Genomic DNA, 13,634 nt, shown 5'->3' with positions numbered 1-13,634 from the left:
TGGTGTTAAATTGACCTTAATTACTATCTTACAACAAATGGTGGGAAATAGCAAGTGCTGGTAATACCAGTGAATAATCTTGGTGATAATAGTAAAACGCACAAAGTCATCTCTTTTATTTATATATTATTCCAAATTTAGATTTATGCTAAACGGAGAGCATTTTTATTGAAAGTTTGTATTAGAGAAACGATATATATATTATTAATATAATTGTTATGGAGGCGAGAATATTGCAATTTACTCAATTTAAAATAATTGATGCAGCTAAAGAAGGAAGAAAAAAAGTTCATCCAATATTCGCTGTTATACTTGCAATTTTATTTTTAACTTTAGGTGAATTGTTCATGTTATTTATGTTGTTTTTACCGAAAGCAGAAACACTTTTAATGAAGGCAATTTATAGTGATATTGAGATGATATTGACGTTTGGCGGAGCTGTATTTTTTGTTTTTTTATGGGTTAGATTTGTAGAGAAAAGATCAATTTCATCCATTGGTTTTTGGAGAAATCAGTGGATAAGAAAATATTTGAGAGGTGCATTAATAGGTTTTGTTTTCATTTCAATACCAGTAATGATACTTTTATTAACAGGAATTGTACAACTACAAATGCAACAAATTACGCCAACCGCTATACTTGGAATTGTGGGATCTTTAGTTGCTTTTTTAATACAAGGTGCAACAGAAGAAATTGTTGTTCGAGGTTGGTTATTTCCAGTCCTTTCTGTTAGAAGCTGTATATGGATTGGGATTGTTGTAACTTCTTTTTTATTTGGTTTTCTTCATTTACTAAATCCAGGTATTACAATTCTTTCAATATCGAATATAATATTAGTTGGTGTATTTGCAGCTTTTTACGCTTTAAAGGACAGCAGTCTTTGGGGGATATGCGCGTGGCATTCGTTGTGGAATTGGGCACAGTTTAATATTTATGGTTTTGCAGTAAGTGGAATGGCAATGTATTCTACACCACTTTTTAAACCTGTAACAAAAGGATCGGAAGTCCTTCATGGGGGCTCGTTTGGTATTGAGGGGAGTATCATTACAACAATCATGCTTTCTATCGCTTCAATTGTTTTATGGAGACAGTTATGGGGAAAAAATGCAAAGCAAAGAGATTTAAGTAAATGAAAGTGGGAGAAACTATGGGGATTATAGCGTTTGAGGGAGCAAGTGCGGTGTATAATTAAGGCGTAAAATAAAAAACGAGAGGAACATACTCCCTCTCGTTTTTCTACTACAATCGATTCATAACAACTCTTTTTTCTCATTTAGAAATTGCGTGTAGAAAAGGAGTTGTTTGCAGAATTGTTTTCGTTGAGATTCATCCAGGCCCGCGAAAACCGTTTGGATCTCCTCGAGAATAATTTTTAATTGTTCTTCAGATTCCGGAATATTTCTTCCCAAAAGTGCATCGATCGATGTATATTTTTGTGGAGATATTGGGATATTTTGAAAAAACTTTCTCAATATGATTTGAGAAACAGTAAAATGAATGTTCTAAATTTTATGATAAGCTAATGATAATAAAATAAAAGAACAAAAAGACCCACGGCGTTACATTGGTGCGGCAACACTACTGTAACGTTTTACCCTAGTGTACGTAGGGAAAACTTTCCATGAGTCAGCATTAAGTATAACATACTTCTCAGGCATACATAATTGTTGTGATTGTTTTCCTATTGAGAAAAAGGGAGGAGTCTTGTGTTCTAGTCCTGAGGAGGAAGAACATGCGAGGTTTGATGAAAGAGTTGAATAACACGATCCAGTCGATGAATATGAGCATAAGAAAAATAGCAAAAGAAATTAATGTAAGCAGAACAACGATTTCGAATGGCTTAGATTTTAAAACTGGAGAAATGAAATTCGACGTGTATGAAAAATTAGTGCATCATGTGTATAAAGACCCTTTAAAGCAAATAAAGATGATACGAAGTTTTATAGAAAATTGTTCTACCAGCATGAATGTAAGAAAGGCTTTAAGTTATAGCCAAGTAGCTGGGGAATATAAAGTAATGGAATCATTAATTAAAAGATACAGTGAGGAAACCGATGACGAGGACTTAAAAAAGGTACAAAATGACGTACGTAAATATCTAAGTGTCTATAACTTATACAATCACAGGAATATGAATCGGAAACGGGGTCAGGCACTATTAGATATAATTTATGAGACACGTGTTTCATCAGATTCGGAGTGCCAGGCATTATTAAATACGTTACTAATGGCAGCCGAGTATGACAAACAAAGGTATAGTGCTATGTCATCGTATGCCGAAGCTGCTGAAGCATACATCGCTAAGATGGATAACAGCTATGTTAAAGATTGTTTACACATGCAGTATTTGGAACGAATTGCGTACACCCAGTTGCATGCTAATGAGGTAGATAACTGTAGAGTTACGTGCCACGAGATTATAAATTCTGATTTGAATTTTACAGTTGTAAAAGCGACAGCATACTGTTGTTTGGGTGAGAGTTACATTTTTGAGAATCCGTTAATGGCAGAAAAATATATTTTGAAAGCTATTCAATGTTTAGAAGGAATTAGTTCACCGAAAGGGACACAAAAATATAACTCTTTTAAAACGACTCTTGCTTTTTTGTATATTGAGTTCGGATTTAATTTAAATAATATAGATTTTGATTTTATTAGTGATGGTGATCTTGCTTATTATGAGTGTTTGTATGGTGATAAGAAGAATGGTTATAGAATTTTCGAAAGATTAAAAGAAAAAGGTCTATCTGCTTTTCAAATGTACTACCTTTCTAGAATTGAAAATGATACAATGATAGCAAGGAAATCTTTAGAAGAATTTGAAAAAACGGGAAGCCTAATATATGCGCAACTTCCGAAGCGCATTTTAATAACTGAAGGAGTGTTGTAACATGAAAAAGTTTTTAATCACTACATTATGCGCACTTGCATTATCGGTTGGGGTTATTGGTGCTGGTGCAGATCAAACTAAAGATTTAGGTAAAGAAAAATTGGATGTACATACTGAAAAAGTACAATTAATGAAAGTTGATCCTGGTGGCATGTAATATAAATTAATAGTTAAAAAGACGCTACTCATAGTAGCGTCTTTCGTCTTTTTAAGGGGTGTCACGTTTTTAGATGTTTTGAGAAAATTGTACCATTTGATACATATTTCACAAACTATTAAGGATGAAGGGGCGGAACTATGGTGGAAAAAGAGACTGTAAAGCAAGAAACAAAGCGTTTAATAGGGGAATTATTTGATGCTGAGAATGTAAGTTGTGATATGGATTATTTGATGGAAGTGTTATACAAACGAGGGCAGATCACACATGAACAGTACAACCAAATTACAGCTGTATTGCAACAAAAAAAGGAATAGCATCTGGCTAATCCTTTTTTATTTATTGCGAAGTTTTTGGTACTATTAATTGTCTTAATAACGCATTAACAATCTCAGCTTGATCATCTGTAATTTCAACGCCGTTAGAATGTAACTTCCCTTTATCTAGAAAATCTGTAACGTCAAAGTTTAAACTGTTTGGATTTTCTGTTCTCCCTAATATAAAGTCTGTAGTGGAATCCATAAGATCTGCTATCTGTACAAGAACTTCGTATTTAGGTCTACGGTAGTTAGTTTCGTAGCCGCCGTATGCTGATTTAGACATGTTTAGTCGTTCTGCAGTTTCTTCTATGGTCCAACCTCTTCGGTCGCGTAAGAATTTTAAACGTGCTCCAACATCCATTTTGCATCCCCCGAATTCTTTTTTATATTTCAATACTTTTGTTTTATATAAAATAACAAGAAAATATATAGCTTTTTATATATTTTAATGGTTTTGTTTTAGGTGAAATTCAAAGAAAATATAAAACTTATTATTATTTTTTACGTTTGTATTACTTATAAGATACCATTAATTATAGTAAATACGCAATGCGCGGATAAAAAAAGTATAAAAAATTATCAGAAAGTTATTTACTTTTCCGCGAAGTGCGGATATAATTGGAATCAATTACTAGATTGTGGGGGTGCAACATGAAAAGGTACTGGCTTGTGAAAATACGAGAAGATCTTGGTTTGATACAGGATAAAGCCGCTAAATTGGCTAACATAAGCCGAACTCATTATGCTGACATTGAGACTGGTAGAAGGACACCTAGCCCACGTTTAGCACTGCGTATTGCGATGGTATTAAACTTTCCTTTTGAATGGTTTTTTATGCCCTCGTATCTGCATAACGCGGAAAAAGAAGTGATAGAAGCTGCATTACAATTAGATTTTCCTGAAAAGGATATTTTTTTAACTGAGTTTCCGCACTTCGCGGAAAATATAAAAGAGTAGGTTTTTCGTTCTAAAGGGGTGTTAAACATTGGGGAATAAGAAATCCAGCTTATACATTCGTAATGAGTTTTATGGGACAGAGAAAAAAGAAGTTCTGTTTCAAGAAGTATACGAAAAATATCTAGGTGTCAAAGTAACTGTTACACGAAAAAAGAAAGCGAAAGTAAAGGCAAGTTAAATCATTGAAAGGAGGTGATATACATGCAACGGTACGTGACTTATGCGACTCGATTAGTAAAAGCAAAAGACGTAAAAGCTGTATGTTGCGAAAGTAAAGATTACTTCAAGAATGGATCAGAAGAACAGGCAGTAAACATCATGTTAAAGCTAACAGAAAGGAGTGAACGTGTTGGCCATTAATGAGATTTTTGTTGAAGGTTTCCAGTCACATACAAATAGCCATTTTAATTTAGGAAATGGGTTGAATGTTATTACTGGGCCATCTGATAGCGGGAAAACTGCCATCATAAGAGCGGTTCGCTGGGTAGCATTTAACGAACCTCAAGGTGAGGCTTTCGTAAATGAATCTGTAGGGCATGCGGCGGTGGCGATTCACTTAGATAACGGCATTATTATTTCAAAGCACCGCAGAAAAGGGAAAACATCATACAGAATTCAAACGAATCCTGGTGATGCAGGGAGTGTATTTGAAAAATCTGAGGTACCCGAGGAAGTAAAACAACTACTCGGTATTACAAAGCAAACCTTTGGTGATTTTGTTACAGCTTTAAATTTTGCATTTCAGCTCGAGGCACCGTTTTTAATAAGCGAAACACCATCATCGGGTGCGAAGGTACTAGGGAAGTTAGCAGGGACAGAAGCTGTGGATCTCGCGGTAAAAAGTGTATCAAAAGATACATACGCAGCAAGGCAAGAGAGATTACTAGCGGAAAAAGAAATTGAGAGATTAGCAGGTAACTTACTCGAGTACTTGGATGTGGATGATAAAGTACAGCAATTAAAAACAGCTGAAAGTTTGATGGAACATATAGAGGAATTGCATAAAAAGAAAGAGGTATTAAAAGAAATATCTCACATGTACACAAGTCGTAAACAAAAGTACATAGCAGCTTGGGAAATCAAGAAGCGACTTAAGAATGTGCCAGTACTTATTCAAATACTAGAACAAACAGAAAAAGACCAGCAGCGTCTGCAAACACTACTGGACTTACAAAAAAGATACGAGTCACTGTCCACCGCCAAGAAGACATTGACTGAAACATTAAAACAATTTGATGGATTAGTAGAAGTAAGTAACTTGTTACAAGATTCTACTAAATTTGAAGAAAGATATTCTTTGCTTTCTATCTTATCACAAAACTATAAAAAGTATAGTCAAGCATTACAAAATGTTCAATTACAGCTAGGGAGGTTAACTGTAGTTGAAAACATTGATGTAGTTGTGATTGAAGAGGAAGTAAAGAAAACGGACGAATTAAATAAGCTCTTTGTACAGTATAGCGTGGTGAAACAACGCTATGAAAAAACAAGCATGGATGTAAACAGATTATCTGTATCTAGTGGCACGTCAGATCAACTACAAGAATGTGAAACAAGTATTGAACGTTTAAACCAGATGCACATGTTGCTTCACAGATTTGAAACTACACACAAACAATATGTGAATATTACGAGTCGTGTGGAACGTTTACGTGTCCCTGAAGAAGCGGAAATAAAGGTAATAGAAGCTGAGAAGAACGTATCTCGTTTAGTGGAGTTAAACGAATTATTACGGAACTACATGATCTGGAATCAAAAAGTTCGTCATAGTACGAGCACATTGGAACTATATGAAAAGCACATTGAAAATTACACAAAGGAATTGGAAGAGACATGGAACGAGGCTGGTGGAGTTTGTCCGCTGTGCGAATCGCCGATGTCTTTTGAACATTCTCATTGAGGGGTGATTCATGGTGATTGATACAGATAAAGTTAGTGACTTTTTACAAACAGCTGAGAGGCTGAATAATTCGTTAATGGAAATCAATGAGATTATTGAAGCTTTTGAAGATACGTCCAATGTACTAAAGGTTTCGCTATCTCATAAAAAATTTAATGAGAATTTACCGGTAAGTGCATTAGAAAGTGTAGGGGAAAAGCACATTGATTTTGCTATCCGACCGACTGTGTTGGCCTGTTTAAAAGATCAAAAGAGATTCGTTGAATCGGAGTTACAAAACTTACTATCAAAACAAATTGAAGGGGGAAATGAGTAATGGAATTAAAGCAACGTATTGAAATCGCGAAAGCAAATTTAAAGAAAGCCGAAACGGCAAAGATTCAAGCAGAGGCTGAGAAAACGTCAGCAGAAAAGCAGTTAACGGAAATCGCTGAACAAATGGCGCAGCATGGTGTAACACCTGAAACGATCCAGGATGAAATCAGTAAGCTTGATTTATCAGTAAAAGAAAACCTGGAGCATGTAGAACGACTTATCCCGCAGGTATAAGGAGGCTGTTCTAATGTATGAGCTTCTAAAAGCAAAAGCGGATATCCGTCAGGCAAGCGATAAATTAAAAATGAAAATTGGTCAACGAGACTTATTAGTAAGACAACAAACAGGTGCAGAGGCTAGAAAAGCAAAAGCTGTAGCGCAACTCGGTGAATTTGATTTAGTACAGATCCTTCTTCAAAAAACAAGTGATTACGCAAGGCAGCAAGCAAAACGTCGTATTGAAGAAATTGTTACCTCAGCTCTTACAGTTGTATTCGATAAAGATTACAGATTCGAGATTGAAATAACTGTAAAAAGTAATCAACCAGTAGCGGAGTACTGGTTACAGTCTGAAGATGTACGAACGCAATTGAAGCCGCCTGATTATGATCGTGGTGGTGGTGTAGCAGACGTAGTAAGTTTAGCGCTTAGATTGGCTGTAGGAGAGATTAGTGGTGTAAGAGGTCCATTATTCTTAGATGAGGTCGGGAAGCACGTGAGTCAAGAATACGCGCCGAATGTGGCGTACTTCTTGAAAGAATACAGCATTAAATTTAACCGTCAAATTGTTCTTATTACGCACAGTACTCATTTAGCTGAGATAGGTGACGTAGCAATTGGTGTGACTCAAAAACAGGGAAAAAGCATAGTAACTGCTTTATAGAAAGGGAGATTTGGATATGTGTATTAAATGCTTTTTAAAAGAATTAGCTGCAGAGGTTGCGGGAGTGAAAGTGAAGGAGGAAGTTGTAGGTAAAGCAACGGAAGAACAAGTACGTGAGTTACGTAGTATTCGTAAGGAAACGGAAGCGATTAAAGAAGCTGTGGCAAAAGAATTAAAGGCTGAAATTGAAATAATTAAAGAAAAATATGAAAAGAAATTGGAAAATGCAACAAAAGGATTAAAAGAATGGCACAAAGCGGTTTGGGCTGACATCCATTCTGAATTAGGTGTAAAAGGTGAGGGTGACTTGACGTTAGACGCTAAGACAGGTGAAATCACGAAAGAGATCATCAAGAAAAAAGAATCAAGTAATCTTCACTAATGCGACAGCTTGTTGAAGGTGGTATTACCTTAGATACAACGTTAAGAAGAACACGAAAAAGCAGAGGTGAAAGTATGAAGTTTCTATATTTCGGAGATCCGCATATACGAGGCACAAACCCTCGTAACCGTAAAGATAATTATAAAGAGGCATTAATTGCGAAGTTCCGTGAGATTTTTGCGCTAGCTAAATACAAATGTGTGACAGCAATTATTGAACCAGGAGATACGTTTGATAAACCTGAGGTTACGACAAGCGTATTACTAGAGTTTGCAAAGGTATTGAAAGAAAGCCCTGTTCCAATTTATACGACAGCTGGAAATCATGATATTTATGGGTACAATCTTGCAACGTATGAACGGACAAGCCTAAGAGTACTGGAGTTAATCGTACCGCAGCTTACAGTCATAAATGATCCAGGACAAGCTAAAATGTTTCATCAAGATGGTAATCACGTACAGTTAACGTTTACGCCATACAGTGACCAAATTGATAAAGCGGGATATGGTTATTCACCAGAAGTTATTGAAGATTATGAGTCAACCAAAATACACGTAGCACACGGAATGCTACTTGATCATGATCCACCTTTTGACAGGTATACAAAAGTACAAGATGTAAAAACAGAGGCGGATTTGGTTTTATGCGGCCATGATCATACAGGTTTCGGTATTTATGAGCGTTCTGATGGAAAAGTATTTGTGAATGATGGGAGCCTGACGCGGTTATCAGCGTCAGAAGCTGAGATGCGGCGTCAAATTTCTGTGCTCCTTATTGATGTAAAAGCACCACGTGTTTTCAATTTAGAGCGTATACCACTTCAAAGTGCGAAGCCTGGTGAAGAAGTACTTGACCGAAGTCGTATTGAAGCAGAAAAGAAGCGTGCCTACGCAATGGAGGAGTTTGCTTCCTTGATTCAAACGGAAACAGGAGAAGATGTTCTGGTGGATATAAATACGATTGTTGAGAGTATTGCCAAGACAGAGAGCATTAATTCTGACGTGGTAGAAATAGCGTTAACAAAAATAGCGGAAGCGAAGGAGGGATTGCGAACGTGATTGTAACTAAACCGCAATTTGATGAAAACGAATTAGGTGAAGGTACACCAGTGCAGTTATGTATTTCTAGTAAAAAAGAGAAAGACTGTAAAACTAATTGGAACGGCATTGTGGTTGGTTTTACGCCTTTAAAGTTAAAGGTTGCAGGATACACACCGAAATGGTCTTTAGATATAGAGATTGTTGAAATTAGTATTGAGCAAGTTTTAAAAGAAAAAGTATCGATAGAAAAATTAGTGCGACCAGTACGCTGTATAAATTTCGAGGAGGCCTCTACAAATGAGTGAATTAAATAAACAAATTCGTAGTTTACAAGAAGTTCATGGAACAGAAAAGTTACTTGCAGCGGCAACAGAAATTTTAGGGAAGAAAGTACCAACTGATTATGTACGTGTATTAGATCCACTTGAGTTACAAGCATCCTTACAACAAATCGATGCTGCAGTTCAGGATGTTCTTGAAAAAGGTAAGGCGCGTGAAGAAGCTTATGGGCGAAAAGCAGAGTTAATTAAACAAAAAGTGAAGCTGAAGACAGCTGTAGAACTAAAAGAAGCCGAAGCGTTTATGCAAATCCAAGGTGAAGGGCGTAATCAATTTACTTATGTAAATGATCAAAAGGTTGCTCTTACTAACGACACATTACGTGATGCGTACCGACAACACTACAGTAAAGAAGAACGTCAACAGCTTACTGAGGTAGAGCAAGAGTTAGCATCCATTGATATTAAAATTTATCAAACAAAAGATGCCTGGGAAACAGCGAAAGAATCGGCAGATCTTGTGAAGGCAAAAGCGTATGTGCAAGCAAATCTACTGAGATTTTTGGCGTAGGGGGGGAGAAAAATGGGATGCGATATTCATGCATATGTAGAAGTTAAAAGATATCCATATCAAGATGAGAAAAGAGAAAACGGGGTATGGATAAATGCTGATAAATGGACGGTGAATCAAGAGCATGCGCTTCATCCTGAAGATGACCAACGGCATATGATCATTGATTATGACGATTACATTTATAAAGGGCGTAACTATTATTTGTTTGCAATCCTTGCCAATGTGAGAAATGGAAAAGGATTTACACCAATTAGTGAACCGAAGGGGTTACCGGTAGATGTAAGTCCGGAGGTGAAAAAACTAAGTGATTATTGGGATCGTGACGGACATTCCCATTCATATTTAACGCTGAAAGAATTACTAAGTTTTAATTGGGATGAAGAGATTGAGGCTGCAGAATTTTATGGGAGTGAAGAGAGAGCTAGAGAGATGCTAGGTGAAAAAATCACGCGAATTATTCCTAAACCTTTAGGGGTAACTGTATATTACAACACAACTATAAGGGGTACAATGAGTGGATTTATGGAAACTATCACTAAGTTAAAGGGTTTTCTGAAAGATCATGACCACCCTTATTGGAAGACAACGGAAGACGATATACGTTTAGTATTTTGGTTTGATAACTAAGGAGGTACCAATGGATCCAAAACAAACAGCAATGAGAAATAAACAACGTGAACGTCAGCGACGTGGGGATGATTTTCAAGCTGAAATCAGAAGAAGCTGGCGAGAAATCCCTAATGTATGGCGCATGAGAATAGCTGATGGTGCGGGTGCGACTCGTCCAGGTGATGAGATTGTGTTAACACCTGAAGTAAATATATTAGCGGAAATGAAACGTACTGAGAGTCGTAGATTTTCACTAGATTATATGAGACCAAATCAGATTCTCGGTTTAAGAGACTTTGATCAAATTATTGAAAGAAATTTAGGTTTAGTGTTTATTAGTTTTCTAAATGATAGCAAGGAGCTTGATGAAGCTTATGCATTCAGACTTATTACAGCTCTTATTCATATGAAAAAACGAAATGTGAACCATATAAAACTTGAAGAATTTCAAAATCGGATGGTTCCTTGTGTCCCACTTCCAAGACTTACATATCATGAACCTTCTTACGATTTATCGGGGGTGCTTACTTGCTACAAATCTTTGTAAAACACAACATTCGAATAAGAGGTGCTAGTACACCTCTTAAGGCGGCAATTACCAAGGCACTAACATTTGATAATCCAGCGTATGTGAAAGCGAAAAAACAACGTAGACCTACGTGGGGCATACAAGCAAAACTTGAATTGTTTGTATATGACAAAGGTGATATTGTCACACCTCGAGGTTTTCTCAAAAAGTTAGAAGATGTATTGAAAAACTTAGGATACGATCCAAGTAAAGTTATTACCTCACAGATTTCATATGGTCGAGATGTTAGTTTCGGAGAATGGAATGCTGGATTTGTTTTAAAAGAAGACCAGACACCGATGGTACAAGCACTTATGCAAGAAAACGGAATAGGTGTTGCACCAGCTGGTTCTGGTAAAACAGTAATGGGGATGCGTTATATCTATGAAAAAGGTAAAGCGGCCCTATGGCTCACGCACACAAAAGATTTAATGTATCAATCCGCAAAGCGAGCTAAGGCTACAATGCCTGATATCGGTCGTATCGGCTTTTTCGGTGACGGTGTACATGATTGGGGAGACGGTAAGTTAATCGTTGCTACAGTGCAAACCTTGCAACGAAACCCGCAAATAATCGACGCGCTAAATGATTTTATAGGGACAGTAGTAGTAGATGAAGCCCATCATTTTCCCGCGGTACAGTTCATCGAAACGACTGGGAAATTAACGGCTGAAAATATGATTGGTCTCACGGCAACACCTTCTCGAAAAGATGGATTAGAAATCTATATGTACAACGGTGTAGGACCAAAAGTGTATGAGATTAGTAGGGACGGAATGTATGAAGCTGGGAGACTAATAAAACCGGATGTGAAATTCGTATACACCGAGTTTAATTATGAAACAGCAAGTAATCGAAATGAGATTGATAGTGTAGATGCCGGAGGAGAAGATCTTGATTATACAGATTTAATAAGACACCTCATTTCGGATAAAAAGCGTGCAAAATTAGTTGCTGAGAGTATCGTGGAGCATTATCCATTAGGGCCTGCGATAGTTATTACGGAATCTGTCCGGTACTGTTTTGTCTTACAGCAACTCGTACAAAAATTATTGAAAGAACGATACGGTGATACGTATTACGGGAAACCGATTAATACAGCTGTAGTGCATGGCGGAATCAGTCGTTACACCTGGAGAAAAGCAAAAAATGAAAAACATGCACAGCAGCTCATTGATAATGGTCATGCAGTCGATAAAAAACAAGGGAAATACGGTTGGCAGGTAAAGGTTGCGCAGTATTCAGAAAAGGAAATCCGTGAATGGCAAGTAACAAAGCAGCAACGTAAAGACATTTTAGAAGCGTGCGATCGAAAAGAAGTAGATATTTTATTTGCGACCCAGTTAGCTCGTGAAGGACTGGACATGCAGCATTTAGCAGTTGGCCACATGGTAATGCCGAAACGTGGTGATTCTCGTGAAAGTAATAGCGGTTCATCGGTAGAGCAAGAAATTGGACGTATTATGCGACCTGACCGAAACAATCCGGATAAAGAAGCGTACTGGTTCGATTACGTTGACTACAATGTTGGCGTGTTTAAGGACCAATACCATAGCCGTAGAAAAGTATACAGCAGAATCGGTTTAACGGTACCGAGAAAACCGAAAACAGAGCGCGATGCAGTAGCTAATTTCTTAAATGATATGCCTTGGTGAAAGGGGTGATAAAGATGGAAAAGTACGAGTATGTAGGTGCACTTTATGAAATTACAGAATTAATTGCTTCAGCGAAAGAGGTGAAGTAAGTGGATCAAGTTGATAAAGAACAGGCTGTAAAGTCGATTGTAGCTATGGTTGGTAAGGTTTGGGGTTCTTTAAAAACGATTATTCAAAGTATCGGTAAAGAGGTAGTAACAAAAGTTAGAGAAACACAACCATTTATACAAGAAGTTCAACGACTTGAAACGAAACGTGCGAAGCGTAGAAGACAAGTTACTTATCGAAAAAAGAAAAGCCAAGCAAAACGAAAAGCGTGGAAAAAATATGGCCTACAGGGGCGCGGGAGGAAAAAATAATGACACAAGAAACAAATCAAAATGAAGTAGTGGTACAAAATAATGCGGTGGCGAAAACAAACACTGGAAGTAATTATATTACAGCAATTTTAGAAGAAACAAAGCAGGGGTTCGTTGAAGCGAATAACGGACTTGATATGGATTTCGTCCGAATGGGTGAATGGTTAACTGTTAACAAGAAAGGCAATTTCGTAGAAAAAGATGATGAAAATGTAACGTACGGTGACAGTATCGATGTAGTAATCGGATATGGCGAGCAACGTTGGTCTATATGGGGAAAACAAGATTCTCCTGAAGACGGTCAATTAATCGTAGCGGAAAAAACAAAGGAAGATGCGGAAGTTGTATTCAATCAGTGGTTAGCTGAGAACCCACAAGCTGAAGAACGTTATGAGTTAGACGATATTCAGCTTCGCTATATGGCATCAGTTGTTCCAGTATCAACATTAAGTCCTGACGACTTCCCACGTATCTACCTTATGAGCTTCAGTCCAACAGACACTATCATTTTCGGTCGTTTTGCGATGAATGTGTATACAGGGAAATATAAAGCATTAGGTGTTCCATCTAAACTAGGTGTCAATAAAATTGTTACACGTTTAGTAACAACAGAACGTAAGAGTCGTACAAATGCGAGTCAGCAATGGATTGGTATTGACTTCCAGCCTGTAGGTGTATTCAAACCAGAAGACTACGGAATTAATGTAGAAGAAACAGAACAAGCAGAAAAAGCTTCAGAATAATTAA

At 37.1% G+C, this 13,634-nt stretch carries 21 protein-coding genes; 20 read left to right on the top strand and 1 reads right to left on the bottom strand.

The window, feature by feature from the left end:
- Nucleotides 1-233 precede the first annotated feature (233 nt).
- The 4 genes from QCI46_RS15895 to QCI46_RS15875 all read left to right on the top strand — a co-directional run bounded on the left by QCI46_RS15895 (nt 234) and on the right by QCI46_RS15875 (nt 3,364).
- The gene (locus QCI46_RS15895; RefSeq protein ID WP_353840840.1) at nt 234-1,133 is read left to right on the top strand and encodes a CPBP family intramembrane glutamic endopeptidase; all 900 of its coding nucleotides are present in this window, start codon (nt 234-236) and stop codon (nt 1,131-1,133) included.
- Nucleotides 1,134-1,732: 599 nt separating this feature from the next.
- Nucleotides 1,733-2,890, top strand: coding sequence for an AimR family lysis-lysogeny pheromone receptor (locus tag QCI46_RS15885; RefSeq protein WP_353840839.1), 1,158 nt, complete (start codon nt 1,733-1,735; stop codon nt 2,888-2,890).
- A gap of 1 nt (nt 2,891) precedes the next feature.
- A complete protein-coding gene (locus QCI46_RS15880) occupies nt 2,892-3,047 on the top strand; it encodes a hypothetical protein (RefSeq protein ID WP_179196776.1) in 156 nt (51 codons plus the stop codon).
- A 140-nt stretch (nt 3,048-3,187) separates the two neighbouring features.
- Nucleotides 3,188-3,364, top strand: a complete 177-nt coding sequence (locus QCI46_RS15875; RefSeq protein WP_157829923.1) for a hypothetical protein — start codon at nt 3,188-3,190, stop codon at nt 3,362-3,364.
- Between the two features lie 22 nt (nt 3,365-3,386).
- On the opposite strand, the gene QCI46_RS15870 is transcribed toward QCI46_RS15875, so the two are convergent.
- Nucleotides 3,387-3,728 (bottom strand): helix-turn-helix domain-containing protein, encoded by a 342-nt coding sequence (locus tag QCI46_RS15870; RefSeq protein ID WP_042512781.1) that lies wholly within the window; start codon nt 3,726-3,728, stop codon nt 3,387-3,389.
- A 290-nt stretch (nt 3,729-4,018) separates the two neighbouring features.
- Here QCI46_RS15870 and QCI46_RS15865 point away from each other — a divergent pair, with 290 nt between their 5' ends.
- The 16 genes from QCI46_RS15865 (at nt 4,019) to QCI46_RS15790 (ending at nt 13,630) form a co-directional block, all read left to right on the top strand.
- Entirely contained in the window at nt 4,019-4,324 is a 306-nt protein-coding gene (locus QCI46_RS15865; protein ID WP_353840838.1) for a helix-turn-helix transcriptional regulator, read from the top strand.
- A 28-nt stretch (nt 4,325-4,352) separates the two neighbouring features.
- The gene (locus QCI46_RS15860) at nt 4,353-4,502 is read left to right on the top strand and encodes a hypothetical protein (RefSeq protein WP_179196777.1); all 150 of its coding nucleotides are present in this window, start codon (nt 4,353-4,355) and stop codon (nt 4,500-4,502) included.
- A gap of 23 nt (nt 4,503-4,525) precedes the next feature.
- The gene (locus tag QCI46_RS15855) at nt 4,526-4,684 is read left to right on the top strand and encodes a hypothetical protein (RefSeq protein ID WP_172796608.1); all 159 of its coding nucleotides are present in this window, start codon (nt 4,526-4,528) and stop codon (nt 4,682-4,684) included.
- Nucleotides 4,671-6,224 carry an AAA family ATPase gene (locus tag QCI46_RS15850; protein ID WP_353840837.1) on the top strand — a complete coding sequence of 518 codons (1,554 nt, stop codon included), beginning with the start codon at nt 4,671-4,673 and terminating at the stop codon, nt 6,222-6,224. Before QCI46_RS15855 ends, QCI46_RS15850 begins: the two co-directional genes overlap by 14 nt.
- A 10-nt stretch (nt 6,225-6,234) precedes the next feature.
- Nucleotides 6,235-6,540 (top strand): hypothetical protein, encoded by a 306-nt coding sequence (locus QCI46_RS15845; protein ID WP_483299017.1) that lies wholly within the window; start codon nt 6,235-6,237, stop codon nt 6,538-6,540.
- Entirely contained in the window at nt 6,540-6,773 is a 234-nt protein-coding gene (locus tag QCI46_RS15840; RefSeq protein WP_042512777.1) for a hypothetical protein, read from the top strand. Before QCI46_RS15845 ends, QCI46_RS15840 begins: the two co-directional genes overlap by 1 nt.
- 13 nt (nt 6,774-6,786) lie before the next feature.
- Entirely contained in the window at nt 6,787-7,422 is a 636-nt protein-coding gene (locus tag QCI46_RS15835; protein ID WP_353840836.1) for a chromosome partitioning protein ParA, read from the top strand.
- A 16-nt stretch (nt 7,423-7,438) separates the two neighbouring features.
- Nucleotides 7,439-7,804 (top strand): hypothetical protein, encoded by a 366-nt coding sequence (locus QCI46_RS15830; RefSeq protein WP_353840835.1) that lies wholly within the window; start codon nt 7,439-7,441, stop codon nt 7,802-7,804.
- Complete coding sequence (locus QCI46_RS15825; RefSeq protein WP_353840834.1) at nt 7,804-8,862, top strand: metallophosphoesterase family protein; 1,059 nt, start codon at nt 7,804-7,806, stop codon at nt 8,860-8,862. The genes QCI46_RS15830 and QCI46_RS15825 overlap by 1 nt, the downstream gene beginning before the upstream one ends.
- Nucleotides 8,859-9,149 carry a hypothetical protein gene (locus tag QCI46_RS15820; RefSeq protein ID WP_353840833.1) on the top strand — a complete coding sequence of 97 codons (291 nt, stop codon included), beginning with the start codon at nt 8,859-8,861 and terminating at the stop codon, nt 9,147-9,149. Before QCI46_RS15825 ends, QCI46_RS15820 begins: the two co-directional genes overlap by 4 nt.
- Complete coding sequence (locus QCI46_RS15815) at nt 9,142-9,693, top strand: hypothetical protein (RefSeq protein WP_353840832.1); 552 nt, start codon at nt 9,142-9,144, stop codon at nt 9,691-9,693. Before QCI46_RS15820 ends, QCI46_RS15815 begins: the two co-directional genes overlap by 8 nt.
- Before the next feature lie 12 nt (nt 9,694-9,705).
- The gene (locus QCI46_RS15810; RefSeq protein ID WP_353840831.1) at nt 9,706-10,323 is read left to right on the top strand and encodes a hypothetical protein; all 618 of its coding nucleotides are present in this window, start codon (nt 9,706-9,708) and stop codon (nt 10,321-10,323) included.
- A gap of 10 nt (nt 10,324-10,333) precedes the next feature.
- On the top strand, nt 10,334-10,852 hold the full coding sequence (locus QCI46_RS15805; RefSeq protein WP_353840830.1) for a M48 family metalloprotease: 519 nt from the start codon (nt 10,334-10,336) through the stop codon (nt 10,850-10,852).
- A gap of 83 nt (nt 10,853-10,935) precedes the next feature.
- Entirely contained in the window at nt 10,936-12,528 is a 1,593-nt protein-coding gene (locus QCI46_RS15800) for a DEAD/DEAH box helicase (RefSeq protein ID WP_353841883.1), read from the top strand.
- Nucleotides 12,529-12,617: 89 nt separating this feature from the next.
- Nucleotides 12,618-12,887, top strand: a complete 270-nt coding sequence (locus QCI46_RS15795) for a hypothetical protein (protein ID WP_353840829.1) — start codon at nt 12,618-12,620, stop codon at nt 12,885-12,887.
- A complete protein-coding gene (locus QCI46_RS15790) occupies nt 12,887-13,630 on the top strand; it encodes a hypothetical protein (protein ID WP_353840828.1) in 744 nt (247 codons plus the stop codon). Before QCI46_RS15795 ends, QCI46_RS15790 begins: the two co-directional genes overlap by 1 nt.
- Nucleotides 13,631-13,634 lie beyond the last annotated feature (4 nt).

The organism is Bacillus cereus group sp. RP32 (assembly GCF_040459735.1).
GTDB classification, from domain to species: Bacteria; Bacillota; Bacilli; order Bacillales; family Bacillaceae_G; genus Bacillus_A; species Bacillus_A wiedmannii.
The sequence above is the reverse complement of the archived record's forward strand: the minus strand, read 5'-3'. Positions and strand labels throughout refer to the sequence as shown.

Bases quoted from the DNA above. Each gene is read 5' to 3' on its own strand.
- QCI46_RS15885 (WP_353840839.1), top strand. From the start codon at position 1,733: ATGCGAGGTTTGATGAAAGAGTTGAATAACACGATCCAGTCGATGAAT.
- QCI46_RS15880 (WP_179196776.1), top strand. From the start codon at position 2,892: ATGAAAAAGTTTTTAATCACTACATTATGCGCACTTGCATTATCGGTT.
- QCI46_RS15875 (WP_157829923.1), top strand. From the start codon at position 3,188: ATGGTGGAAAAAGAGACTGTAAAGCAAGAAACAAAGCGTTTAATAGGG.
- QCI46_RS15870 (WP_042512781.1), bottom strand. From the start codon at position 3,728: ATGGATGTTGGAGCACGTTTAAAATTCTTACGCGACCGAAGAGGTTGG.
- QCI46_RS15865 (WP_353840838.1), top strand. From the start codon at position 4,019: ATGAAAAGGTACTGGCTTGTGAAAATACGAGAAGATCTTGGTTTGATA.
- QCI46_RS15855 (WP_172796608.1), top strand. From the start codon at position 4,526: ATGCAACGGTACGTGACTTATGCGACTCGATTAGTAAAAGCAAAAGAC.
- QCI46_RS15845 (WP_483299017.1), top strand. From the start codon at position 6,235: ATGGTGATTGATACAGATAAAGTTAGTGACTTTTTACAAACAGCTGAG.
- QCI46_RS15840 (WP_042512777.1), top strand. From the start codon at position 6,540: ATGGAATTAAAGCAACGTATTGAAATCGCGAAAGCAAATTTAAAGAAA.
- QCI46_RS15835 (WP_353840836.1), top strand. From the start codon at position 6,787: ATGTATGAGCTTCTAAAAGCAAAAGCGGATATCCGTCAGGCAAGCGAT.
- QCI46_RS15830 (WP_353840835.1), top strand. From the start codon at position 7,439: ATGTGTATTAAATGCTTTTTAAAAGAATTAGCTGCAGAGGTTGCGGGA.
- QCI46_RS15825 (WP_353840834.1), top strand. From the start codon at position 7,804: ATGCGACAGCTTGTTGAAGGTGGTATTACCTTAGATACAACGTTAAGA.
- QCI46_RS15815 (WP_353840832.1), top strand. From the start codon at position 9,142: ATGAGTGAATTAAATAAACAAATTCGTAGTTTACAAGAAGTTCATGGA.
- QCI46_RS15810 (WP_353840831.1), top strand. From the start codon at position 9,706: ATGGGATGCGATATTCATGCATATGTAGAAGTTAAAAGATATCCATAT.
- QCI46_RS15805 (WP_353840830.1), top strand. From the start codon at position 10,334: ATGGATCCAAAACAAACAGCAATGAGAAATAAACAACGTGAACGTCAG.
- QCI46_RS15790 (WP_353840828.1), top strand. From the start codon at position 12,887: ATGACACAAGAAACAAATCAAAATGAAGTAGTGGTACAAAATAATGCG.